We start from the raw sequence: 26,026 nt of genomic DNA, 5'->3' as shown, positions 1-26,026 counted from the left end.
TATTTTCTCTAAAGTAGGAAGGCTCATTTTGGGGTGTAAAAAGTGAAGATCATCATTCAAAAGTTTGGCGGTACCTCTGTAAAAGATGCAGAGAGCAGAGAGTATGCGTTTCAACATATAAAAAGAGGTATAGGCAAAGGGTACAAAATAGTGGTTGTTGTATCTGCAATGGGAAGAAAAGGTGATCCATATGCAACGGATTCCTTACTTTCACTTGTTAATGAAAAAGGAATGTACTTGGGGGAACGTGAGCAGGACTTGCTATTATCTTGCGGAGAGATAATCTCAGCGGTTGTATTTACCAATATGCTCTTAGAAAAAGGAATTCGAGCGACTGCCTTAACTGGCGGACAGGCCGGTTTCAGAACAAATAATGACTATACAAATGCAAAAATAATGGAAATGAAGACCGATAGACTGATTGATGAGCTAGGAAAATCAGACGTTATCGTTGTAACTGGTTTTCAGGGTATTGCTGAAAATGGCGATATTACAACGATAGGGCGCGGCGGCAGTGATACATCTGCTGCAGCCCTTGGAGCTGCACTGAAGGCAGAGTATGTTGACATTTTTACGGATGTAGAGGGAATTATGACAGCTGATCCCCGTATTGCGGAACAAGCCAGACCGCTGTCAGTAGTAACCTATACAGAGGTATGTAACATGGCCTACCAGGGGGCTAAGGTCATTCATCCACGTGCTGTTGAAATTGCGATGCAGGCAAAGGTGCCGATGCGAATCCGTTCAACCTATGCTGAAGGTGAGGGTACGCTGGTTACAGGTCATCCGAAACACCGTCGAGGCAGTGATATACAGGAACGTCTTGTTACTGGTATTGCCCATGTAAGCAATATCACTCAGATAAAAGTAAAGGCTAAGGAAGATCAGTATGATCTGCAGGCGGAAGTCTTTACAGCGATGGCGAATTCAGGCATAAGCGTTGATTTTATTAATATTTATCCAAATGGTGCTGTGTATACTGTCTCCAACAACGATGCTAATAAGGCAATTTCGGTATTACGTGAATTAGGATATGAGCCTGGTATCCAATCAAACTGTGCCAAAGTGTCTGTCGTTGGAGCCGGGATAACGGGAGTGCCGGGAGTAACAGCGAAAATTGTTACTCCATTATCAGAACGAGGCATACAGATTCTGCAATCCGCAGATAGCCACACAACGATATGGGTATTAGTTAAAGAAGAAGATTTAGTAGAAGCTGTAAATGCTCTTCATAATGCCTTTAATCTCCATTTAATGGACGATGATCTGTTTGAATGGGAAGAACTTGCGGAATAATAAAATATAAGATTGGAAGTGGAAATATGGGTCTTTTTGGACGCGTGTCCACCGCGATGGTTACACCTTTTGATAATAAAGGAAATATTGATTTTGGTAAGACTGCAAAACTCATAGATTACTTAATTGAAACAGGCACAGATTCACTGGTGGTTTCAGGAACTACTGGTGAATCCCCAACCTTGTCAACAGAAGAAAAAGTGGCATTATTTGAATATGTCGTGAAAATTGTAAACAAACGCATCCCTGTGATAGCAGGAACTGGCTCAAATAATACGTATGCGTCCATCCATTTAACAAAGAAGGCGGAAGCGGCCGGTGTAGATGCGATTATGCTTGTAGCGCCTTATTATAATAAACCAAACCAAGAGGGGCTATATCAACATTTCAAATCTGTGGCGGATGCTACTACTCTGCCGTGCATGATTTATAATGTGCCAGGCAGAACGGTGACGAATATTCATCCGGAAACCGTTATTCGCCTGTCAGAGATTCCGAATATTGTTGCTGTAAAAGAGGCCAGCGGTAATTTAAATGCAATGACAAAAATTATTGCCAACACACCGGATGATTTCGATTTATACAGTGGAGATGATGGTTTAACTTTACCTGTACTTTCAATTGGAGGAGCAGGTGTGGTCTCGGTGGCCTCCCATATAATCGGACGTGACATCCAAAAAATGATTGAACATTTCTACGCTGGTGAAATGGCTGAGGCAGCCCAAATGCACCAGAAATTACTGCCAGTCATTGAGGGGTTATTTTTGACACCAAGCCCAGCTCCTTTAAAGACAGCCTTGCAAATCAAGGGTATGAGCGTTGGGTCTGTTCGTTTGCCTCTTGTACCAATGAATGAAGTTGAACGGAACACATTGATAAATCTATTAAATACATTAAAATAATGCTTAGTTTGTCTGTTTTTAGAGTCTGCCTGAGGATAAGCCAATCCAATGCGATTGGCTTATCTATCTATTTAGTACAATTTTATACATATTCTTTTTTATACATGTTTAGTTAGCATTGAAGATGTCTGCTTTTTTTGTTATGCCTATAGCAAACAAACAGCAGTGTATATATATTATGAACCTAAAGAAAAGCATATTTTCAAAAAAGAACGATAGTCGGAATTCATAGATAAATCTAAAAAGATGATGTCAGTGGCATGCCGATACACTATCGGTTATAATGGATTCAACTGGAAAATGGACGAGTAGTTGATAACAGGAGGAACAATAAATTGGTTAAACAAATTAGACAGAAGATCAAAGTAATTGCATTAGGCGGAGCAGGAGAGATTGGAAAAAATATGTATCTCGTCGAAGTAGACGAAGATATATTTGTGCTGGATGCCGGGTTAATGTTTCCGGAAACCGAAATGCTTGGAATAGATGTAGTAATTCCAGATATCTCTTACCTTATCGAAAATAAAGAAAGAATTCAGGGGATTTTTCTATCCCATGGTCATGAGGATCATATTGGTGCACTCCCTTATATTATTGAGGAATTGGATGCACCGGTTTATGGTACAAGATTGAGCATAGAATTAACAAAATCCAAAATCGCAGAAATTAACGAAAATTTAAATGTTGACTTTGAAGTAATAGATTCAAATACATCCCTGCGTTTTTCTTCTGCAAGAATCACATTTTTCAAAACAAATCACAGCATTCCTGATTCTGTTGGAATCTGTATTGAAACAAAAGATGGTGCAATCGTTTATACGGGTGATTTTAAATTTGATCAGGCTGCCCAGGGACTTTACAAAGCGGAAATTGGCAAAATGGCAGCAATCGGTGAGTCAGGAGTTCTCTGTCTATTATCAGATAGCTCAGGAGCAGAACGGATTGGATTTACACCTTCTGAATCCCTTGTTGCAAGAAATATGTCTGATGAATTTTACAATGCAAAAGGCAGAATTATTGTAGCATGCTATGCATCTAATCTTAACGGTCTACAGCAAGTGTTCAATGCTGCGTTTGATAATCATAAAAAAGTAGCGGTTGTCGGTAAATCTATGGAAAAAGTATTGGAAATTGCCTTGGAATTTAATTATTTGGATGTCCATGAGGATGTGTTGATTCCGATAACTGAGATCGACCAATATGAAGATCGTGAAATAATTATCCTTGCGACTGGATTGCAGGGAGAGCCATTTGAAGCACTGCAAAAAATGGCTAAGCATGGTCATAAACAAGTTAATATTAAGCAAGGTGATACTGTATTATTGGCGGCTAATGCTGTCCATGGCGGAGAATTGCTTATGTCCAGGACTATCGATTTATTATTTAGAGCAGGTGCAAAGGTAGTAGCTGGTAAAAATCAAATCCATGTATCGGGCCATGGCAGCCAGGAAGAGCTAAAAATGATGCTTAACCTCATGAAACCGAAGTATTTTATTCCCATCCAAGGTGACTATAAAATGCTAATTGCTCATATGCGCATTGCAAAATCAATTGGCTTTAACCAAAATCAAATCCATATACCAGAAAATGGTGAGGTTATTGAAATAACAAATGACGCGATTGAAAGCGCTGGAAAAGTGACTGCTGGGAATGTTTTGATTGATGGAAGTGGCGTTGGGGATGTAGGAAATATTGTCTTGCGTGACCGCCGTTTGCTATCTCAGGACGGAATTCTAATTGTAGTTGTGACTTTAAGCCGTGCGGATAAGAGTATAGTAGCAGGTCCTGAAATCATTTCACGTGGATTTGTGTATGTTCGAGAATCAGAATCATTAATGGAACAATCAACAAATATTGTGCGTGAGATTGTAATCAAAAATACTTCTAAAGATCATTTTGACTGGGCCGGAATGAAACAGGAAGTCCGAGATAGTCTAAATCATTATCTGTTCGATAAAACAAAACGACGCCCAATGATTTTACCAATTATTATGGAAGTGTAATAAAGGACGTAAATGGCTATCCAGCGGATAGCCATTTTTCTTATTCGGGTAAGTTCCTGTTGAAAAAGCAGATTGATGAATTTGTAACCCCTTGAGGGAACCTTTAAAGATAAGCTAGTTTATTGAATTAAAAGAAGAATGGAAGAGTGATACATAGTGATTACATTTGAACGCGTAACAGAAGAGAATTTATATATAGCAAAAGAAATGATGGATTCTAATTCTTCCTATTTTGATAAGGAGTATGGTATATCGCAAAATAGGGAGGAAATATTAGAATCATTGTCTCTAAACCAAGGTGATTATTTGATTAAAGCCGATGATACGTATATTGGACTAACTGCTTTTAGGGAGTATAAAGAGGAGCAGCTCGTTACGATTAATCTGATGATCATTCATGCAGATTACCAGGGATTTGGTTATGGTACTACAGCCTACTATGAATTAGAGGATCTATTTATCAAGCGTGGATTTAAAAAAATCACACTGAATGTGAGAAGTGATGACAGCAGGATCAAATTATTTTGGGAGAGAAATGGGCATACAGCTAGTGAACAAGATACAAGTAATGGGAAAGATAGAGTTCATTACGAAAAGCATCTTGTTTAGTTTTAGGTTACAGGCGGCTTGCTATGGAAAGCCGCCTTGTTTTGTTTCTGCTCACATTTAAGACTGATGATATGGAAGTAACTTCACCAATTAAAAAAAATAAAAAAATTTTAATGAAAGCGGTTTATTCTTTTAAAAATGGGTATTATATAAATAAGAAAGGAGGAAACAATAGAGTTTAACACTTCAGGTGACTCAATCATATAGTGTTCGTTCCGTAAAAGGAAGCTTAAGTAATAAGAGTGAACGATATATGATCGAAACTATCGAAACTATTTCTAAAAAGGATTATGTGAATCTTAAACAAATGTGATAATGTGGTTTAATTCTAATGGTGAATTCTTAGGAAATTAACTCAAATGGGGAAGGATCGAAAGACAGATTTATACTGGATAGTAAGAAGTTTCAGTATAAAAAAGTCCAGATATCTTTAACCAAAAGCCTTTCATCGGATATTTTTTAAAAGGGTGGAGTTAATAATAATAGGATTCTTACCAAATGAAAAACCAAAAAAGGCAAGGTGATGGTCACAATTGGATAAGAGTGGAATGGTTGTTTAGTTCCACATAATCAGGATTGATTGAAATAGAAAATCGGGTATGAGTAACCAATAATTGAATATGCAGTGTGTTTTTAAAGGTAAACGTAAAAGGTGTAAAGAAACCTTTATAATGCGGAACTAACACACTTCAGCTGAAAAGTTTGTACCAGAAGTACCGGGCAGTTAAGTTTTAATCAGCTGATGCATGGTTGAGTCTCCTAAGGTGTTAAACGATTGATTCTCCTAAAGAATCCTAAAAATAGGATTCTTTTTTTTGTATGTACTAAGTGCCCCTCAAATTGAATGGAAATGATTCCGCTGTACATACTAAAGGGGAGAGCGTTTTTGTAGAGGGGGATTAAGAGTGGATAAAAAGTTAGAGGTACCTCATGAGGAAAAGCCAGCGGATGATAATAAGGGAGCTGCCAGTGCACTTGTAGATAAGATACAGGCTTTGGGACAAACCAATGTGCCGCAGTTGCCAAAAGATTCAACCATCCATTGTTTAACGATTATAGGGCAAATAGAGGGTCATGTACAATTACCTCCACAAAATAAAACAACAAAATATGAACATGTTATTCCACAGCTGGTGGCAATTGAACAAAATCCTGATATTAAAGGGTTATTGGTTATCTTAAATACCGTTGGGGGTGATGTCGAAGCAGGGCTTGCTATGTCAGAAATGATTGCTTCTCTATCAAAACCGACTGTATCTATCGTTTTGGGAGGAGGTCATAGTATTGGCGTTCCTATTGCAACTAGCTGTGACTATTCTTTCATAGCAGAAACAGCTACTATGACAATTCACCCTATTCGTCTTACCGGACTTGTAATCGGAGTACCCCAATCATTTGAATATCTTGATAAAATGCAGGATCGGGTTGTGAATTTTGTGGTCAAGCACTCAGAAATTAATGAAGACACATTTAAGGATTTGATGTTTGCGAGAGGTAACCTTGCGAGAGATATTGGAACAAATGTAGTGGGTGAAGATGCTGTGAATACAGGTTTAATTGATGAGGTTGGCGGAATCGGTGCAGCGATTTCTAAGCTTAACGAGATGATAAGAGAAAAGAGTGATCCTTCGAAAGGAGATTAAGTATGACTTTTTATACAATTTTGCCTTTAGATACTTTGATGTATGAAGAATTATATCAAGCCAGCCATGAAATGTTTAAGAAGGATGGTATTCCGTTTATTGGTGAAAGATTACCTAATGGATCAGTAAAGGTTAACCGGATTATCAGTACAGATCCGAATGATTTCTTATCAGAGACACTTGCGCCAGGAGCGGTAATTAACAACCTGTAATAGCAGTCAGTGTGTATTATTTATGCTATAATAAAAGGTGAACGGGGTAAAGGCAGCCAAGTTGGCTGCTTTCTTTCGTTTTTAATTCTATATGAAATACGGGTGGTCGAATGAGTAAGAAAAAAAGGAAATCTCGCTCCAAAAAAGGTGACCAAATAAAGTCAACTTTAAAATATGAAATATCGGGACTTTCTATTTTTGGGTTTTCTGCGATTGCGATGGCAAAGCTTGGGGCAGTAGGTACTTCATTCGTGTTTCTTTCTAGGTTTTTTATGGGTGAGTGGTACATTTTACTTCTACTTGGCTTAATGGCCTTTGGTGTGTTCCTAATGTGGAAAAGAGAGATTCCATTCTTTTTTAAACGCCAGCTGGTCGGTATATACTTCATTATTTTAGCAATCTTACTCTCTTCACATATTATTTTATTTGAGAATTTGTCCTCTAATAATGGATTTACCCAGCCAAGTGTCATTTTAAATACCTGGGAAATCTTTTGGATGGAATTACAGGGAACAGCGAGTACCATTGATCTTGGCGGTGGGATGATAGGTGCAATTCTTTATGCTGTCTTCCATTTTTTATTTGCAGATGCCGGCAGTAAATTTATTTCATTTTTATTGATTGTTGCAGGTTTAATTCTTATAACCGGTAAAGGTTTAAGTGATTCAATTGGCAAAGTACTTGGTGCGATTGGAAGATTTATCGTCAGCCAGTGGAAGTCGTTTATGGCAGAACTGCGAGAGCCTAAGACCTCAAAGAATAAAAACAAAAACCAGAAAGCTAAAAGTAAAAGTGAAACGGTACAAGCTTCCTCAGTACTAGAAGATGAGGGAAGTAATCCAGAAAAAGAAGATACACTTGAAGAAAGAATTATTTCGAATTTTGCTGATCGTGCCTATTTGGATGAGGAAATTGATGATAAGAAAAATGATGATCAGATAAGTAAACCAAATGATAGCACAGAAGCCCCTGCTGAACCTGTGCCACATATGAATTTTACAGAAGTTGAAAATGTGGACTATAAACTGCCAAAATTATCGCTATTGAAGTCACCAAAAAAAGCAGATCAAAGTGGAGAATATGAATTAATACATACAAATGCTGAGAAATTAGAGAGTACTTTTAAAAGCTTTGGAGTGAAAGCTAGGGTCACTCAAGTTCATTTAGGACCTGCAGTTACGAAATATGAAGTACATCCTGATGTAGGTGTAAAGGTTAGTAAGATTGTGTCATTATCAGACGATCTGGCATTGGCGCTCGCTGCTAAGGATATACGTATTGAAGCACCAATCCCAGGTAAATCAGCTATTGGGATAGAAGTGCCTAATTCAGATGTGGCAGTCGTTTCATTAAGAGAGGTTCTCGAGGTACAGCCTTCTGAAAAAAGCGGTTCTAAACTATTAATTGCTTTGGGTAGAGACATATCAGGTGAAGCAGTTTCTGCTGAACTGAATAAAATGCCTCACTTACTCGTAGCCGGAGCAACTGGAAGCGGGAAAAGTGTCTGTATTAACGGAATCATTACTAGTGTACTCATGAGAGCAAAACCTCATGAAGTTAAAATGATGATGATTGATCCAAAAATGGTGGAGCTAAATGTTTATAATGGAATTCCTCATCTATTGGCTCCAGTTGTAACGGATCCTAAAAAAGCAGCTCAGGCATTAAAGAAAGTTGTTATGGAAATGGAAAGACGTTATGAGCTGTTTTCCCATTCAGGAACCCGAAATATTGAGGGGTACAATGACTTAGTGACGAGACAAAATTTAGAAGAAGGCGAAAAAAATCCTTTATTGCCATATATAATTGTCATTGTGGATGAGTTGGCAGACCTTATGATGGTAGCGTCCAGCGAGGTGGAGGATGCGATAACAAGGCTTGCGCAAATGGCGAGGGCTGCAGGTATACATTTGATTATAGCAACACAGCGTCCTTCTGTAGACGTTATAACAGGAGTTATAAAAGCTAACATACCATCAAGGATTGCCTTTAGTGTTTCCTCCCAAATTGATTCGAGAACCATATTGGATATGGGAGGGGCAGAAAAACTTCTCGGTCGAGGAGATATGTTATTCTTACCTGTAGGTGCATCAAAACCTGTACGGGTACAAGGTGCCTTTTTATCAGATCAGGAAGTCGAAGATGTAGTAGACTTCGTGATCTCTCAGCAAAGAGCCCAATATCAAGAGAATATGATTCCAGATGAAGTTCAGGATACAGTAACTGAATCAACGGATGATTTATATGATGAAGCCGTAAAATTAATTGCTGATATGCAAACTGCCTCCGTTTCGATGCTGCAAAGACGGTTCAGAATCGGGTATACAAGGGCTGCGCGTTTGATTGATGAGATGGAAGCTCGAGGTGTCGTTGGTCCGTATGAAGGAAGCAAACCAAGAACGGTACTTGTTGCTAAGGACTATGATCAGGCGAGTAATTCATAAAAAGAGTAGAATAGGTACCAAACCCAAAAGTTAGATTAAAAAACTAACTTTTGGGTTTTTTAGTATGTTAAATAACTGAAATTTGAACTGTAAAGAAATTTTATAAGTGAGTATTTTTTCAAAAAGTTATCAATAATTTTATATTAGGATAATTTATTTATTTTTACTTAAATTCATGTTAAATTAAAATCGAATTAGCAAACATATATATATATAATTATCAGGAAATAATTTTTCCGGATAAGAAGTACATGCACTTATTTATTGTACATATTTGTATAATACAAAAGCGAAAAATTGTACCCAAGTACACAATGCACCATTTAAGTATGGATTTTCTATAATCATTTAACAGATTCATCTAAAACGATGTTATGTGTAAAAGGATAGGGAAAAGCTCATACTATATGGAGCACCGACTAATTATTTTGGAGGTTGTTATGTTGAAAAAGAGTAAATTTGGACTGGCTTTGTCTCTTGTGCTAGCTGCTAGTACCATTCTTGGTGCTTGCGGAAGCAAAGAGGAGAGCAATGAAGGCGGCACGGCCAATGAGAAAAATAATTTCACTGTCGCAATGGTTAGTGACACAGGTGGTATTGATGACAAATCCTTCAATCAATCTGCATGGGAAGGTATTCAAGCTTTTGGTAAAGAGAATGGATTAAAAGAAGGTAAAAACGGCTATACCTACCTGCAATCTGAATCAGATGCTGATTACACCACAAACTTAAACCAACTTGTACGCCAAAAGTATAATTTAATATATGGTGTCGGATTCACAATGGAGGATGCAATTAAAGAAGCGGCTGATCAAAATCCGGATGGGAAATTTGCAATTATCGACTCAGTGGTTGAAGCTGATAACGTTGCAAGTATCACATTCAAGGAGCATGAAGGTTCATTTATTGTAGGTGTTATTGCCGGTATGCAAACAAAATCCAATAAAGTTGGCTTTGTAGGTGGAATAGAGAACCCGCTAATTCAAAAATTTGAAAAGGGCTTTATTGCTGGTGTTAAAACAGTAAATCCTAATGCTGAAGTACAAGTGAAATATACAGGAAGTTTCAGTGATGCATCTCTTGGTAAAGCAACAGCATCAGCTATGTATAAATCAGGTATTGATGTCATTTATCACGCAGCAGGAAATGGTGGTAAAGGAGTCTTCACTGAGGCAAAAAACATTAAGAAAAGCAATCCTGAAAAAGATATATGGGTAATTGGTGTAGATAAAGACCAAGCTGATGAAGGTGAAATCAGCGGTACAGACATGAACGTAACGCTCACCTCCATGGTTAAGCGTGTTGACTTAGCTGTACAAGAAGTTTCAAAACAAGCGATGGAAGGATCCTTCCCAGGAGGAAAGAACGTAGAGTTTGGTCTTGAAAATAACGGTGTTGATATTGCACCGACTAAAGATAACTTATCTGACGATATACTTAAAAAAGTTGATGAATATAAAGGTAAAATTAAGAATGGTGATATAAAAGTACCATCTACTCAAAAAGAACTTGATGCATTTTTAAAATAAGATAAAGGGATAAGGGCCTCGGTCCTTATCCCTTTAATCTCTAAAGGACCTATTAGGACTTAGCAAAGGGAAATAGTTTTGAGGATGGACCACGATGCCAGTCTTTCGTAATTAGGCTAGAAGAATATGAAAGGTATTTTAGAAAAATATTAAAAGTCAGTCACATGGTACAAAAGGGTAGCCTAGCGATTAGATGGAAAATAGATATTTATTGAATTTTTTTTCAGTTTATGTTTTAACAGAATATTTATAATATATAAACTTTTTTTGTAGGAAAAAAGACTTACGTGAAAAAAAGTCAGATATACCAGGGTTTTTTCGACATTTCCGTGGAAAAAAACGGATAAGGTAACGCTTCCAAAATATGATATTTTTGTGAATAGCTATTTCTTTCTTTGGAAATACATGATAAATTATGAGTGGTTAGTAGATAACATCAATAGAATGAGAGTGGGAAATTTCCTGGGGGAAAAGAGTATGTCTATCAGACACGACAACCGACAATTATATCTGCAAGTAATCGACAAGATTAGACAGGACATAAGAACCGGTATCTATAAGGAGCATGAAAAATTGCCATCTGAGTCTGAATGGGCCAAAATACTCGGTGTGAGTAGAGCGACATTAAGAGAAGCACTCAGAATTTTGGAAGAGGATAATGTGATTATACGCAGGCATGGGGTAGGTACTTTTGTGAATTCCACTCCTTTATTCTCTTCGGGAATTGAACAATTAAAGAGTGTGACAGATATGATTTGCGAAGCGAACATGAAACCAGGAACAATTTTTTTAAACTCATTCATAGAGGGTGCAACAGAAGAAGATATGCGAAGGTTCGACTGTCAAATTGAGGATCAGTTTTTAGTAATCGAGCGAGTCAGAACTGCTAATGGGGAACCTGTCGTTTATTGCTTGGACAAGATACCTGTTCGTGTGTTACCGGAACCATCTCTTTATCAAGAGGAATCATTACTTCATGTCTTAGAAAGAACTGCCGGTATACAAATTACATACGCTGTGGCTGATATCGAACCACATGGCTATCACGAAAAGATTTCACCTATTTTAAATTGCAAATTGGACACTGCTCTGCTTTTACTAAAACAAACTCACTATGATAGTAAGGACAAACCATATCTATACTCGGCCAACTTCTTTAAAGCGGATACATTTCGCTTTCATATTTTGCGTAAAAGAACATAATTTATGCGCAAAATAAGAGAACTACTGCCAAAAAAATATAGGGGGTTAAGACCTTGAAAAAACGCAAATTTGGAATGGCATTGTCACTAGTTCTGGCTGCGGGCACAATTTTAGGTGCTTGTGGAAACAAAGAAGAGAAAGGTAACAGCAGTGAAACAGAAGGTAAGGACAATTTCACAGTTGCCATGGTAACAGATACAGGCGGGGTTGATGACAAATCCTTTAACCAATCCGCTTGGGTAGGTATACAACAGTTTGGTAAAGATAACAATCTTGAAAAAGGTAAAAACGGTTATGATTACCTCCAGTCCAAATCTGATGCTGATTACACTACTAACTTAAATCAGCTGGTACGACAAAAATTTGACCTTATTTATGGGGTAGGTTTCTTATTGTCTGACTCCATTACAGAAGTTGCCGAGCAAAATCCTAAGAGCCAATTCGCATTAATTGATTCTGTTGTAGATGTTGATAACGTGGCAAGTATCACATTCAAAGAGCATGAAGGATCCTTCCTGGTAGGTGTAGTAGCCGCGATGCAAACTAAATCCAATAAAATTGGATTTATTGGTGGAGTTGAAAGTGAACTTATTAAAAAATTTGAGAGCGGATTTATAGCAGGTGTTAAATCAGTTAAACCTGAGGCAGATGTTCAGGTAAAATATGCAGGTGATTTTAATAAAGCTGATATTGGTAAAGCTACAGCACAAGCAATGTATAAATCCGGTATTGATATTATCTACCATGCAGCCGGCGGAACAGGTAAAGGCGTATTTACAGAAGCAGTTAACATCACTAAAAATGATCCAAGCAAAGAAATCTGGGTTATTGGGGTTGACTCTGACCAAGCAGCATTAGGTGATGTACCTGGTACAGACAAAAATATCACATTAACATCTATGATTAAACGTGTTGATTTGGCAGTTGTGGAAGTATCCAATCTTGCTAAGGAAGGCAAATTCCCTGGCGGAGAAAATGTTGAATTTGGTTTAGAAAATGATGCAGTTGATATCGCACCTTCACAAGAAAACTTGTCAGATGAAATTAAAACTAAAGTTGCAGAATATAAAGAAAAGATTAAGAGTGGAGAAATTAAAGTACCATCTACTCGTGAAGATTTAGATACATTCTTAAAATAAGCACTTCCTAGTAAGGGATGAGGATGTGATCCTTATCCCTTGCGATTACCTTGGCTGATGTCAGTCTGACATCAGACCTTTAAGCAATATGGTAAAGGAAAGGTTGCTAAAACTAGATTGGCAACTTTTCTTTTGTCATCTTACTTATGAATCTTCTCTGGAAAAAGGAGTGAAAAAACTGTGGACTATGTTATTGAGATGTTGCACATCCGTAAAGAGTTCCCGGGCATCGTCGCAAATGATGATATCACCTTGCAATTAAAAAAAGGTGAGATTCATGCGTTGTTGGGAGAAAATGGTGCAGGAAAATCCACGTTAATGAATGTCTTGTTCGGTCTTTACCAGCCAGAACAAGGGGAAATCCGTGTAAATGGTAAGGAAGTAAAAATTACAAGCCCAAATATTGCAAATGACTTGGGCATAGGAATGGTGCATCAGCATTTCATGCTTGTTGATACGTTCACAGTAACAGAAAACATTATTCTTGGTAAGGAGCCCACCAAAGGTGGAAAAATTGATTTAAAAGAGGCTGCCCAGGAAGTTAGGCAGTTATCAGAAAGATATGGATTGAAAATTGATCCGGATGCCAAGATTTCTGATATCTCTGTAGGTATGCAGCAAAGGGTTGAAATCCTTAAAACTCTATATCGTGGAGCTGACATTCTTATTTTTGATGAACCTACAGCCGTATTGACACCACAGGAAATCAAAGAGTTAATACAGATCATGCAAAATTTGATCACTGAAGGTAAATCCATCATACTGATTACTCACAAACTTAAAGAGATTATGGAAGTCTGTGACCGTTGTACGGTTATTCGTAAAGGAAAAGGAATTGGTACTGTAAATGTCAGTGAAACGAATCCTAATGAATTAGCGAGTCTGATGGTAGGGCGAGAAGTGGTTTTTACAACTGTGAAGCAGGATGCAAATCCAAGTGGAGAGGTATTGAATATACAAGATCTTGTAGTTAAAGACTCCCGTGGTGTTGAAGCAATTCGAAGCCTTAACCTATCCGTTCGTGCAGGAGAAATTGTGGGGATTGCAGGTGTCGATGGAAATGGACAATCTGAGCTGATTGAAGCAATCACTGGCCTGAGAAAACCAGAATCCGGTACCATTTCTATAAATGGGACTGAAATCCAGAAGAAGAGTCCAAGGAAAATTACAGAAACAGGAATTGGGCATATTCCTCAGGATCGACATAAATATGGTCTTGTACTAGACTATTCAATTGGCGAGAATATGGTTCTCCAAACATATTATCAAAAACCACTTTCAAAATGGGGAATCTTAAATTATAAAAATATCTTTAATAAAGCTCGTACTTTAATTAAAGAGTTTGATGTTCGTACTCCAAGTGAGTATACTCCGGCAAGAGCTTTGTCTGGAGGAAACCAGCAAAAGGCGATCATTGCTCGTGAAATAGATCGAAATCCTGATTTGTTAATTGCTGCTCAGCCAACACGTGGCCTTGATGTAGGAGCTATTGAGTTCATTCACAAACGTTTAATTGAGCAACGAGATCAGGGGAAAGCAGTATTGCTTGTTTCCTTTGAGCTGGATGAAATTTTAAATGTTAGTGACCGTATTGCTGTTATATATGAAGGTTCCATTGTGGCTATTGTTGATCCTAAGAAAACGACTGAACAGGAACTCGGATTATTAATGGCAGGAAGTAAGGTTAAGGAAGCGGGGAAAAGCTAATGTATAAAAGATTATCGAACTTATTAATCCCTGTTATAGCTGTCTTGCTCGGTTTAATCGCAGGTGCTATCGTAATGTGGGTCAGCGGTTATGATCCGATAGCTGGTTATGGAGCTTTATGGGATGGTATATTCTATGATTCCTATGCAATAGGTGAGACAATCCGTCAAGTGAGCCCTTATATACTTGCAGGTTTAGCCGTTGCCTTTGCATTTAGGACTGGACTTTTTAATATTGGTGTTGAGGGCCAGTTTTTAATGGGATGGTTAGGTGCTGTTTGGATTGGAACGTTATTTACTGACCTTCCTAAAATCATCCATTTGCCGCTTGCGGTCATTGTTGCTGCTTTAGCTGGTGCTTTATGGGCATTCATTCCAGGTCTCTTAAAAGCTAAATTTAGAGTGCATGAAGTTATAACAACCATTATGATGAACTACATTTCTCTTCATGTAGTTAACTATATTATCACTTACGTTTTAACAGATAACATGGACAAAACTGAAAAGATTGCTCCATCAGCATCTTTACGTTCTGACTTTTTAGCTGAAATGACGATTAACTCTAGATTACACTGGGGATTTGCGATAGCTATTCTTGGAGCAATCATAATGTGGTTTTTATTAGAGAAAACAACAAGAGGCTACGAATTAAAAGCTGTCGGTTTTAACCAGCATGCATCTAAATATGCAGGTATCAGTGTAGATCGCAATATAGTTTATGCCATGCTGATCTCTGGTGCTTTTGCAGGACTTGCTGGTGCTATGGAAGGACTTGGAACATTCGAGTATATTGGTGTAAAAGGGGCGCATACAGGAGTAGGTTTTGACGGAATCGCAGTTGCATTACTAGGTGCTAATACAGCGATTGGAGTTGTGCTTGCAGCTTTATTATTCGGTGGATTGAAATATGGTTCATTAAATATGCCAATGGAAACTGGAATACCAACTGAAATCATTGATGTAGTTATAGCTTTAATCATATTCTTTGTTGCATCCAGTTATGTTATTCGTCTCATGCTGAGAAAGTTTAGCAAGAAAAAGGGGGTGGAATAAGTGAGTTTTTTAGAGATACTAGCGATACTTGTTCCTTCTACACTTGTTTACGCCTCTCCACTTATTCTGACAGCCCTCGGTGGTGTATTTTCTGAGCGTTCTGGTGTAGTAAATATTGGATTAGAAGGTTTAATGGTAGTTGGTGCTTTTACAAGCATTGTATTCAACTTGACATTTGCAGATACATTTCATGAATGGACTCCTTGGATTTCATTAGTTGTAGCTATGGTAGTTGGTGGGATTTTCTCCCTATTGCATGCAGTTGCATCTATAACATTCAGGGCTGACCAAACAGTCAGTGGGGTAGCTATTAATATGTTGGCGCTTGGAGCTTGTATGTTCCTTGTGAAATTAGTTTACGGAAAAGGCCAAACTGATAAAATTGCTGAACCATTTTACAGTTTTGATATACCTGGTTTAAGTGATATACCTGTATTGGGTAAAATTTTATTCTCAGATGTATATTTAACCTCGATTCTGGCGATTGTGATTGCTGTGATTTGCTGGTATGCCATTTATAAAACACCGTTTGGTTTACGCCTTCGTTCAGTTGGTGAACATCCAATGGCCGCTGACACAATGGGGATAAACGTTAATAAAATGCGTTATATTGGTGTTATTTTAAGTGGAATTCTGGGAGCGTTGGGTGGAGCTATTTATGCTTCGACTATTGCTTTAGACTTTACTCATGCGACAATATCCGGACAAGGTTTTATGGCGCTTGCAGCTATGATATTCGGTAAATGGCATCCAATTGGTGCAATGGGCGCAGCGTTATTCTTTGGATTTGCGCAATGTTTAAGTATTGTAAGCTCAATGCTGCCATTCTTTAGTGACATTCCGAATGTATATATGTTAATTTTGCCATATGTATTAACGATTCTGGCTTTAACAGGATTTATTGGACGTGCAGATGCTCCAAAAGCATCCGGTACGCCATATATCAAAGGAAAACGTTAAAAGGTAAACTCATTCATGATTTAATCAAAGACAAGTGCTGTTCTTATTGCAAGAGCAGTCCTTGTCTTTTTTTTTCTAACCTAAAGCGTGTCGATTTTAATTAGATCGAATTTAGAAGAAAGAATGAAAGAAGGTCAGGGTCAGTTCCTTGATTTACATTCCATTTAACCTGTATATTCAAACTAAAGGTTTAAAAAAAATCCTTGAGACGAACAATATGGTTAAGAACCTGCATAACATTGAGTAAAGGGAGGTCAAAAATATGGCAGTTATTGATGAGATTAAACTAAAACAAGCTGGCATTACGATTCATTTTGTACCAACTAAGAAATTTAAAACAACGACGCTTGTTTGGAAGATGAAAGCACCTTTAAAGGAAGAAACCGTTACATATAGAGCTTTGTTGCCAAATGTCCTGCAAAGTAATACAGCTGCATATCCAACATCTACAGCTTTCCGCTCCCATCTAGATCAATTATATGGAGCCAGTCTTTTTACAGATGTCAGTAAAAAAGGCGAATATCATATTATGAGTTTTCAAATGGAAATGGTAAATGAACGATTTTTATCCAAGCCTGAACCGCTGTTGGAACAAGCGTTTAAGCTTTTACATGATGTTTTGATTAATCCTAATGTAAAGGGAGATGCTTTTGATGCGGATACAGTTGCAAAGGAAAAGCGTGCTCTGAAACAAAGGCTGCAGGCTGTATATGATGATAAAATGCGTTATTCTTCATTACGCTTAACTCAGGAAATGTGTATGGAAGAAAATTATCGGCTGGAAGCAAACGGGATTATAAGCGAAGTCGATGAAATCACTCCTGAATCCCTATACAATTATTATAAAAAAGCGTTTGCCGAAGATGAATTGGACCTCTATGTAATTGGGGATTTGGATGAAGCCAGGGTAACGCAAATGTCTAGTGAATACTTTCAGTTCGCGGAGAGAAAACCTGAACGGGTTATGCATAATAAACATGATATCCTTGAAGTGAAAGAACTGAAAGAAACGCAGGATATCAAACAGGGTAAGCTGAATATTGGCTACCGAACAAATATCACTTATGGCGATCGAGATTATTTTGCTTTGCAAATGTTTAATGGGATATTTGGAGGGTTTTCACACTCTAAACTTTTCATAAACGTTCGTGAAAAAGCAAGTTTGGCGTATTATGCCGCATCACGACTTGAAAGTCATAAAGGTCTTTTAATGGTTATGTCCGGCATTGATAATAAAAATTATAATCAGGCAGTAACGATCATAAAAGAACAAATGGAAGCTATGAAAAAGGGCGAATTTTCGGATCAAGAAATGGAACAAACAAAAGCAATCATTAAAAATCAATTGCTCGAAACGATCGACACCTCCCGTGGTCTAACAGAAGTTCTATATCATAATGTGGTTGCCGCTGTTGATAAACCATTGGATGATTGGTTGTCTTCGATTGATAGAGTAACAAAGGATGAAATTGTGGCTTGTGGAGAAAAAATTCAAATGGATACGATCTATTTTTTAAGTGGAGATGAGGTGACTGAGTAATGGAGAAAATACTATTTGACCAGCTTCAGGAAGAATTATATTTCGAAAAAATGGATAATGGTTTGTCTGTGTACATCCTTCCGAAAAAAGGATTTAATAAGACCTATGCCACTTTTACAACTAAATATGGATCAATCGATAATCATTTTAAAGAGCCCGGTGCAGATGAATATTCCAGGGTCCCGGATGGAATTGCGCACTTCCTAGAGCATAAATTGTTCGAAAAAGAAGATGGTGATGTATTCCAGCAGTTCAGTAAACAAGGTGCAGCGGCCAATGCTTTTACATCCTTTACTCGAACAGCGTACCTTTTTTCCAGTACAACGGATGTAGAGAAAAATTTAGAAACATTAGTTGATTTTGTCCAGGAACCATATTTCTCGGATAAGAGTGTGGAAAAAGAAAAAGGGATTATTGGCCAGGAAATTACCATGTATGATGATAATGCAGATTGGAGATTATATTTCGGTATTATTGAAAATCTATATCATAATCATCCTGTGAAAATTGATATAGCTGGTACCATTGAGTCGATTTCAGGAATAACAAAAGAACTGCTCTATAAGTGCTACAATGCATTTTATCATCCAAGCAACATGCTTCTGTTTATTACAGGGCCATTGGATCCGGAAACAATCATGCAGCAAGTTCGTGACAACCAGGCTAAGAAAAACTTCGATAAACGTGGGGAAATCGAACGGAAATTTGATGCAGAGCCGGCTAATGTCGCTACTAAAAAACGCTCAACCAATATGCATGTCCAGACGCCTAAGTGTGTGGTTGGATTGAAGGCAAATAATCCAACTCTCCAGGGGATTGATTTATTAAAACAAGAGCTATCTATCAACCTCTTTCTGGATATGACTTTTGGAAAAAGCTCCGAGTATTATGAAAAACTATATTCTGAAGGGTTAATTGACCATTCATTCTTTTATGATTATACACAGGAATATGGATTTGGATTTGGAATGGTCGGCAGTGATACAGATAAGCCGGATCATTTAGAGGAAGAATTGAAAAATATTCTTTTTGCGGCCCGCGAAGGAAAAATTGTAACAGAGGAAAAATTAAATTCAATTCGTAAGAAGAAAATTGGTGCCTTCCTCAGGTCATTGAATTCACCTGAATCGATAGCCAATCAATTTACACGATATGCTTTTAATGACATGAAGCTATTTGATGTTGTGACTGTTTTGGAAGCTTTGACCTATGATGAAGTGAATAAAGCAGTACAGGAATTTATAGATGAGGATAGAATGTCAGTATTTCAAATACTTCCATCCTGAATGGGTAAGAGCCAAGCCGTAATGGTTTTGGCTCTTTTTGTATTTAAATTTGTTTATATAATACAAGGTAAACGGACAATTAACCAGCTTAACTGATTCACTGGTTTACGATAACTATTTGGTAGGATTAAAGAAGCTTATATTAGAAACAATTGACTATTTTCAATTGGTGGTTTTACTTTTCATCTTCAAGCTTTATAATGAAAAGTATTGTAAGTGTTATTTACGGCAAGGGGTTTTTATTATGAATGGAAAATATGCACTCATTACGGGTGCTAGTGGAGGAATTGGTCAAGCAATTGCATTACGTTTGGCTGCAGAGGGCTGGAATCTATATCTCCATTATAACCGTAATCTTAGCGGAATTAATTCGCTTTTAGATCAGTTAAAACCATTTCAAATACAGGTGAAAGTAATTCAGGCTGATCTAAGTAAAGATGGCGGACATCAAGTTATAATTGACGAAATTAATCAAATTGATACGATAATACTAAATAGCGGTGACAGTCATTTTGGTTTAATAACAGATATAACCGATGACCGAGCCAAACAGATGGTTTCATTACATATTACATCTCCCTTTTTATTGACTAAAGGACTAGTTCCTAAGTTAATACAAAAAAAAGATGGCAGTATCATTGCCATTACTTCTATTTGGGGAGAAGTGGGTGCTTCCTGTGAAGTTCTTTATTCAATGGTAAAAGGTGGACAGAATTCTTTTATCAAGGCACTTGCGAAGGAGCTTGCACCTTCTGGAATCCGTGTAAATGCTATATCACCCGGTGCAATTTCCACACCTATGCTCAATCGATTCGATTCTGAAGAGCTTAGAGAATTGGAAGAAGAAATCCCAATGGGGCGGCTGGGGCATCCGAAGGATATCTCTGGAGTTGTTTCCTTTGTCCTCTCAGAAGACTCCAGTTATATAACAGGGCAGATTATCAGTGTGAATGGCGGATGGAATACATAAGTATTTAATGCTACACTATGTATTTTGCTTTCCACTCGTCAGTAAATCAGATATGATAGGATATAGGGAAAATATTGAAGGAATTTGTCAAATATTTCTCTTAGGGGGAACGGTATGGACAAGAAGGAATGGTATTTTGAATATGAAATTAAAATTAACCGTCCCGGTTTGTTAGGGGATATTTCTTCTTTGCTAGGAATGCTCTCCATAAATATCGTAACCATCAATGGTGTGGATGAGGGGAGAAGAGGTATGCTTCTCTTGGCGAAGGATAATCGTCAAATTGAACGCCTGGAATCAATTCTGCAAACAATGGATACGATAAAAGTAACTAAACTTAGAGAGCCGAAATTAAGAGATCGGTTAGCAGTCAGACATGGTCGTTATATACAAAGAGATGCAGATGATCGAAAAACATTCCGATTTGTAAGAGAAGATCTTGGGCTTCTAGTTGATTTTATGGCCGAGCTTTTTAAACAGGAAGGCCATAAACTAATTGGAATCAGGGGTATGCCCCGGGTTGGTAAAACTGAATCGATTGTTGCTGCAAGTGTTTGTGCGAATAAGCGGTGGTTATTTGTATCTTCCACCTTATTAAAACAAACCGTTCGAAATCAATTAATTGAAGATGAATACAATGAAGATAACTTATTTATTCTGGATGGGATTGTTTCAACTCGCAGAGCCAATGAAAGGCATTGGCAGCTTGTGCGTGAGATCATGAGACTTGATTCAATTAAAGTTGTTGAACATCCTGATGTGTTTGTACAAAATTCAGAGTATACAATGAACGATTTTGATTATATTATTGAACTACGTAATGACCCGAACGAAGAGATCACATATGAAGCAGTAGACCAACAGTCCTCTTTATTTGGAGGATCCGAATTTGGATCGTTTGATTTTTAGTGATTAGAAGGTGTTTATATGACGGAATTAGGTAAAGTATTAAAGGAAGCCAGAGAGTCTAAAGGATTAACCCTGGATGACCTTCAACAGATAACCAAAATACAAAAGCGTTATCTTGTTGGTATAGAAGAAGGCAATTATGAAATGATGCCGGGCAAATTCTATGTCAGAGCGTTTATTAAACAATATGCTGAAGCAGTTGGATTAGATCCTGAACAGCTTTTTGCGGAGCATCAAACGGATATTCCTGCGGCAGTTCAGCAGGAGGAGATTCCTCAAAAATTATCTAGAGTGCAATCGAAAAAAACATTGCCAGTACAGCATTCAAAGTGGATGGAAGTACTTCCTAAAATTTTGATAGCTGTGTTCCTTGTTGCAGTAGTGGCTATTATTTATTACTTTGTAGCAAAAGCCATTGGTAATAATGATGACACAGGGACAGTTAATCAAAACGGTGACCCTGTAAGACTTGAGCAGGGTGAATCCACAAACCAAGAAGAAAACACCAATGAGAAAGAAGAAGCGGAAACAGAAGAAGAAAGTAATCCAGAGAATGCTGAGGAAGAATCTAAAGAGCCGGAAGAAGCAGGTTCTGCTGAGCTGAAAGTGACCTCCGCGAATGGAAAAAATACAACATATGAATTAAGTAATACAGATGAATTTAAGGTATCAGTAAAATCTACCGGCGAGACATGGGTATCTGTTAAAAACTCCAAGGGAGAAAATCTCTTCAATGGGGTGATTCAAAATGGAGAAAGCCAGGATTTTGATCTTTCAGATGATAATCAAATAGTCATGAATATAGGGAAAACTCCAGACACTGAAATTTTTGTTAATGATGAAAAACTGGAGTATGAAAGTGAACTGATTGTTCAAAACATAACGATTGATTACACGAAGGAGTAAGATTGGAAGGTCATCAATGGATGGCCTTCTCTCGTCTATCCTTTTATAAATAAAATTTAAAAGTAAAGTGAGGAACATCAAGTGAATTTACCGAACAAGATAACGATTTCCAGAATTTGCATGATCCCTGTGTTTATGATTATCATGCTTCCATCCATTGATTGGGGAACGTGGGTGATTAACGATGTGGAGTTGCCTATCTCTCATTTTGTTGGAGCTATCATTTTTATCATTGCTTCCACTACTGATTGGATTGATGGATATTATGCTAGAAAACATAATCTGGTCACAACCCTTGGAAAGTTTCTTGATCCGTTGGCAGATAAACTTCTTGTATCTGCAGCATTAATTATCCTTGTAGGATACGAGTTGGCCCCTGCTTGGATTGTTATTTTAATTATCAGCCGTGAATTTGCGGTAACAGGTCTTCGCCTGGTTCTAGCCGGTGAAGGTGAAGTGGTTGCAGCGAATCAATTGGGTAAAATTAAAACATGGACTCAAATCATAGCTATAGCTGCATTACTATTGCATAATCTACCATTTGCGTGGATTAATTTCCCGTTTGCTGATATAGCTCTTTACGTAGCCTTATTCTTTACTCTATGGTCTGGCTGGGATTACTTTGCTAAGAATAAACATGCGTTTTTAAATTCTAAATAAGGGTATCATTCTAAATATAACTTGTTAAATGGCGGGTGACAGAATGAATGCAGAATTAATAGCGGTAGGCTCTGAGTTATTACTTGGACAGATTGCAAATACCAATGCTCAGTTTATATCAAAAAGCCTGGCAGAGATAGGTATTAACGTATATTACCATACAGTAGTTGGGGATAATCCTGTACGATTAAAAAAGGCTATTGAAATTGCAGAATCCCGAGCAAATCTCATAATATACACTGGTGGGTTGGGACCAACAAAGGATGATATAACAAAAGAAGTTGTAGCTGCCCATATAGGTAAAACATTAATAACAGACCAAAAAGCTATGGAAAATATTGAAGAATATTTCAAGAAAATAAAACGGGTGATGACAGAAAACAACCGGAAGCAAGCATTGGTTATTGGAGGATCGGAAGTATTCCCTAATCAAAATGGAATGGCTCCCGGAATGGTTGTGTCTCATGGGGATATTCTTCACATTTTATTACCAGGTCCTCCAAGTGAAATGCAGCCAATGCATCAAAATTTTGCAGTTCCTTATCTTTTGAGATTAATGGACAGGGTGGAGCGTATAGATTCCCGAGTCCTCCGTTTCTTTGGTATTGGGGAATCACAGCTTGAAACAGAAATAGAAGATTTACTGGATCAGCAAAGTAATCCGACAATAGCGCCTCTTGCCTCAGATGGAGAGGTAACTCTTCGTATTACAGCTAAACATGAATCTATTGAAGAAGCTGACAAACTATTAAAAGAGACAGAAGAAAAAATTCTTTCGCGTGTGGGAGAATATTTTTACGGATATGATGATGCGACTATTATGACTGAACTTATCAATCTTTTAAAAGAAAATGAGCTTACAATATCGGCAGCAGAAAGCATAACCGGCGGAATGTTTCAGGAAAAAATGACGGATATACAGGGAGCCGGTTTAATCCTTAAGGGCGGTATTGTTGTTTATACCAATGAAGCAAAGGAAAAGCTTTTGAAGGTCGAACAATCAACCATCGACCAATATGGAGTTGTCAGTGAGCAATGTGCTATGGAAATGGCTGATAATATTAAAGCCATGCTCCAATCTGATATTGGGATTAGTTTTACTGGAGTAGCTGGACCAGATGAATTGGAAGGTCATCCGGTAGGGACTGTTTATATCGGTATAGCCATTTCCGGTCAGAAAACGTACGCAAAGAGATTGGACTTAGGCGGTATGCGTGAGGTTAATCGGGTAAGAAGCATGAAGTATGGCTGTCATTTTCTTATCCGAAAGTTGAGAGAGTTATATGCATAATAGAAAACCCCAACTTATATGGTTGGGGATTTCTATTGTTTATAAAATTGAGATAATTTTAGTTTTACTTTAATTACTGCTAAAAGCATTCTGTTTGCTAGAGAGTTTCTTTAAATTTATTAGCAAAATTACCATTAAAACAATACGAATAAATGTTCGCTTTTTTACTTGTTAAATGGGGACAGATGAGGTATAGTATAAATAAGTTCTAAATTATACATGTAATGTTTTTATATAGATATGGGGAGGAAATAAACTGTGAGTGAACGTCAAGCTGCGCTCGATATGGCGCTAAAACAAATTGAAAAGCAATTTGGTAAAGGTTCAGTAATGAAGCTGGGGGAAAGAGCAGACAGAAAGGTTTCTACCATTCCAAGTGGTTCGCTTGCTCTTGATTCAGCCCTCGGTGTGGGTGGATATCCAAGAGGTAGAATAATTGAGATTTATGGACCGGAGAGTTCCGGTAAAACGACAGTAGCTTTACATGCAATTGCTGAAGTACAGGCACAGGGTGGACAAGCAGCATTTATTGATGCAGAACATGCTTTAGATCCGGCATATGCACAAAAGCTTGGCGTAAATATAGATGAATTATTACTTTCCCAACCAGATACAGGTGAACAGGCATTGGAAATTGCTGAGGCGCTTGTACGAAGTGGTGCAATTGATATTATCGTTGTTGACTCAGTGGCTGCTTTAGTACCAAAAGCTGAGATTGAAGGTGAAATGGGAGATTCTCATATGGGTCTACAAGCCCGTTTAATGTCTCAGGCTCTTCGTAAACTTTCTGGATCCATTAATAAATCTAACACCATAGCAATCTTTATCAACCAAATCCGTGAGAAGATTGGTGTTATGTTTGGTAACCCAGAAACAACTCCAGGTGGTCGTGCTCTTAAGTTCTATTCTACGGTTCGCCTTGAAGTAAGACGTGCAGAACAACTGAAACAGGGAAATGATATTGTAGGGAACAGGACTAAAGTAAAGGTTGTTAAAAATAAAGTGGCTCCACCTTTCAAAGTGGCAGAACTTGATATTATGTATGGTGAGGGTATTTCCAAAGAAGGAGAAATCATCGACATTGGTTCTGAATTGGATATTATTGAAAAGAGTGGGTCTTGGTACTCATATAATGGAGATCGCTTAGGACAGGGAAGAGAGAATGCGAAGCTCTTCTTAAAAGAAAATCCAGATGTTCGGGATGAAATTTCCATTAAAATCCGCTCAGCCTATGGATTAAACGGTGAAGCGAAAGTGGTTGAAGCAGCAGAGGAAATGGATAAATTTGATTTACCTGAATAAGTAGTTTGTAATGGGCAAACCTGATTATGGGTTTGCTCTTTCTATAGGTGGGCCTCAGGGTGTGTTTTATTATAAATTTAGCTGTTTCTGAAGAGAATCATGAAAGAAATAATATTTAGGTAGTATTGTGACTGGCAGAGTATGATCAATCAGTAAGTGTTGTTTGAGAAAAATCTATAACTTTATTAGAAAAGATGCGAAAAACAAATAATTTCTTCGGCTTTTGTACTTTTACTCAACTTAATGGGAAGCGGCTGTCTTAAAGTGGAGAGTATTATTAGAAACTATGACCTAGGTGGATAGGGTCACGAAAATTGTATATCTGTCTGTATTTTCTAAAAACGATTAAAAGAGCGTCAGGACTTGCTCTTGACAACAAATTTTCATAACTTTACAATAGAAATGTATTAATATCTTTTTTTATGACATGCCTAAAAGCGATTGTGCTGTATATTTTTAGATG

At 37.6% G+C, this 26,026-nt stretch carries 22 protein-coding genes; all 22 read left to right on the top strand.

Going from position 1 to position 26,026, the window contains the following annotated elements; all coding sequences use genetic code 11:
* The first annotated feature begins 42 nt into the window (after positions 1-42).
* The 22 genes from dapG (at position 43) to recA (ending at position 25,563) form a co-directional block, all read left to right on the top strand.
* Complete coding sequence (gene dapG, locus AC4BHP_RS07395) at positions 43-1,296, top strand: aspartate kinase (RefSeq protein ID WP_139891220.1); 1,254 nt, start codon at positions 43-45, stop codon at positions 1,294-1,296.
* A 26-nt stretch (positions 1,297-1,322) separates the two neighbouring features.
* A complete protein-coding gene (gene dapA / locus AC4BHP_RS07390) occupies positions 1,323-2,198 on the top strand; it encodes a 4-hydroxy-tetrahydrodipicolinate synthase (RefSeq protein WP_066100317.1) in 876 nt (291 codons plus the stop codon).
* Between the two features lie 335 nt (positions 2,199-2,533).
* Entirely contained in the window at positions 2,534-4,201 is a 1,668-nt protein-coding gene (locus AC4BHP_RS07385; RefSeq protein ID WP_066100314.1) for a ribonuclease J, read from the top strand.
* 156 nt (positions 4,202-4,357) lie between these two features.
* Positions 4,358-4,810 carry a GNAT family N-acetyltransferase gene (locus AC4BHP_RS07380; RefSeq protein ID WP_490551799.1) on the top strand — a complete coding sequence of 151 codons (453 nt, stop codon included), beginning with the start codon at positions 4,358-4,360 and terminating at the stop codon, positions 4,808-4,810.
* Between the two features lie 23 nt (positions 4,811-4,833).
* The gene (locus AC4BHP_RS07375; RefSeq protein WP_490551798.1) at positions 4,834-4,992 is read left to right on the top strand and encodes a hypothetical protein; all 159 of its coding nucleotides are present in this window, start codon (positions 4,834-4,836) and stop codon (positions 4,990-4,992) included.
* A gap of 723 nt (positions 4,993-5,715) precedes the next feature.
* Positions 5,716-6,453, top strand: coding sequence for a ClpP family protease (locus AC4BHP_RS07370; RefSeq protein WP_490551797.1), 738 nt, complete (start codon positions 5,716-5,718; stop codon positions 6,451-6,453).
* A 2-nt stretch (positions 6,454-6,455) separates the two neighbouring features.
* A complete protein-coding gene (locus tag AC4BHP_RS07365; RefSeq protein WP_490551796.1) occupies positions 6,456-6,665 on the top strand; it encodes a YlzJ-like family protein in 210 nt (69 codons plus the stop codon).
* A 110-nt stretch (positions 6,666-6,775) separates the two neighbouring features.
* Positions 6,776-9,109 (top strand): DNA translocase FtsK, encoded by a 2,334-nt coding sequence (locus tag AC4BHP_RS07360; RefSeq protein ID WP_490551795.1) that lies wholly within the window; start codon positions 6,776-6,778, stop codon positions 9,107-9,109.
* A gap of 443 nt (positions 9,110-9,552) precedes the next feature.
* The gene (locus AC4BHP_RS07355; protein ID WP_066102259.1) at positions 9,553-10,638 is read left to right on the top strand and encodes a BMP family lipoprotein; all 1,086 of its coding nucleotides are present in this window, start codon (positions 9,553-9,555) and stop codon (positions 10,636-10,638) included.
* A gap of 477 nt (positions 10,639-11,115) precedes the next feature.
* Positions 11,116-11,841 (top strand): GntR family transcriptional regulator, encoded by a 726-nt coding sequence (locus AC4BHP_RS07350; RefSeq protein WP_066100299.1) that lies wholly within the window; start codon positions 11,116-11,118, stop codon positions 11,839-11,841.
* Positions 11,842-11,894: 53 nt separating this feature from the next.
* Positions 11,895-12,980 (top strand): BMP family lipoprotein, encoded by a 1,086-nt coding sequence (locus AC4BHP_RS07345; RefSeq protein WP_066100296.1) that lies wholly within the window; start codon positions 11,895-11,897, stop codon positions 12,978-12,980.
* A 180-nt stretch (positions 12,981-13,160) separates the two neighbouring features.
* Entirely contained in the window at positions 13,161-14,687 is a 1,527-nt protein-coding gene (locus tag AC4BHP_RS07340) for an ABC transporter ATP-binding protein (RefSeq protein ID WP_066100293.1), read from the top strand.
* The gene (locus AC4BHP_RS07335) at positions 14,687-15,739 is read left to right on the top strand and encodes an ABC transporter permease (protein WP_066100291.1); all 1,053 of its coding nucleotides are present in this window, start codon (positions 14,687-14,689) and stop codon (positions 15,737-15,739) included. The genes AC4BHP_RS07340 and AC4BHP_RS07335 overlap by 1 nt, the downstream gene beginning before the upstream one ends.
* The gene (locus AC4BHP_RS07330; RefSeq protein WP_066100288.1) at positions 15,740-16,699 is read left to right on the top strand and encodes an ABC transporter permease; all 960 of its coding nucleotides are present in this window, start codon (positions 15,740-15,742) and stop codon (positions 16,697-16,699) included.
* Between the two features lie 262 nt (positions 16,700-16,961).
* The gene (yfmF, locus tag AC4BHP_RS07325) at positions 16,962-18,239 is read left to right on the top strand and encodes an EF-P 5-aminopentanol modification-associated protein YfmF (protein WP_066100285.1); all 1,278 of its coding nucleotides are present in this window, start codon (positions 16,962-16,964) and stop codon (positions 18,237-18,239) included.
* The gene (yfmH, locus tag AC4BHP_RS07320) at positions 18,239-19,525 is read left to right on the top strand and encodes an EF-P 5-aminopentanol modification-associated protein YfmH (RefSeq protein ID WP_066100283.1); all 1,287 of its coding nucleotides are present in this window, start codon (positions 18,239-18,241) and stop codon (positions 19,523-19,525) included. The genes yfmF and yfmH overlap by 1 nt, the downstream gene beginning before the upstream one ends.
* A 244-nt stretch (positions 19,526-19,769) precedes the next feature.
* On the top strand, positions 19,770-20,495 hold the full coding sequence (ymfI, locus tag AC4BHP_RS07315; RefSeq protein WP_066100280.1) for an elongation factor P 5-aminopentanone reductase: 726 nt from the start codon (positions 19,770-19,772) through the stop codon (positions 20,493-20,495).
* 114 nt (positions 20,496-20,609) lie between these two features.
* Entirely contained in the window at positions 20,610-21,404 is a 795-nt protein-coding gene (locus AC4BHP_RS07310; RefSeq protein ID WP_066100277.1) for a DUF3388 domain-containing protein, read from the top strand.
* An 18-nt stretch (positions 21,405-21,422) separates the two neighbouring features.
* A complete protein-coding gene (locus AC4BHP_RS07305) occupies positions 21,423-22,310 on the top strand; it encodes a helix-turn-helix domain-containing protein (protein ID WP_066100274.1) in 888 nt (295 codons plus the stop codon).
* An 81-nt stretch (positions 22,311-22,391) separates the two neighbouring features.
* Positions 22,392-22,970, top strand: coding sequence for a CDP-diacylglycerol--glycerol-3-phosphate 3-phosphatidyltransferase (gene pgsA, locus AC4BHP_RS07300; RefSeq protein WP_066100270.1), 579 nt, complete (start codon positions 22,392-22,394; stop codon positions 22,968-22,970).
* Positions 22,971-23,013: 43 nt separating this feature from the next.
* Positions 23,014-24,261: a competence/damage-inducible protein A gene (locus tag AC4BHP_RS07295; RefSeq protein ID WP_490551794.1), complete on the top strand. Its 1,248-nt coding sequence runs from the start codon at positions 23,014-23,016 to the stop codon at positions 24,259-24,261.
* Between the two features lie 258 nt (positions 24,262-24,519).
* Entirely contained in the window at positions 24,520-25,563 is a 1,044-nt protein-coding gene (recA, locus tag AC4BHP_RS07290; RefSeq protein WP_066100261.1) for a recombinase RecA, read from the top strand.
* Positions 25,564-26,026 lie beyond the last annotated feature (463 nt).

Source organism: Pradoshia sp. Z4_20, from assembly GCF_058216035.1.
The sequence above is the reverse complement of the archived record's forward strand: the minus strand, read 5'-3'. Positions and strand labels throughout refer to the sequence as shown.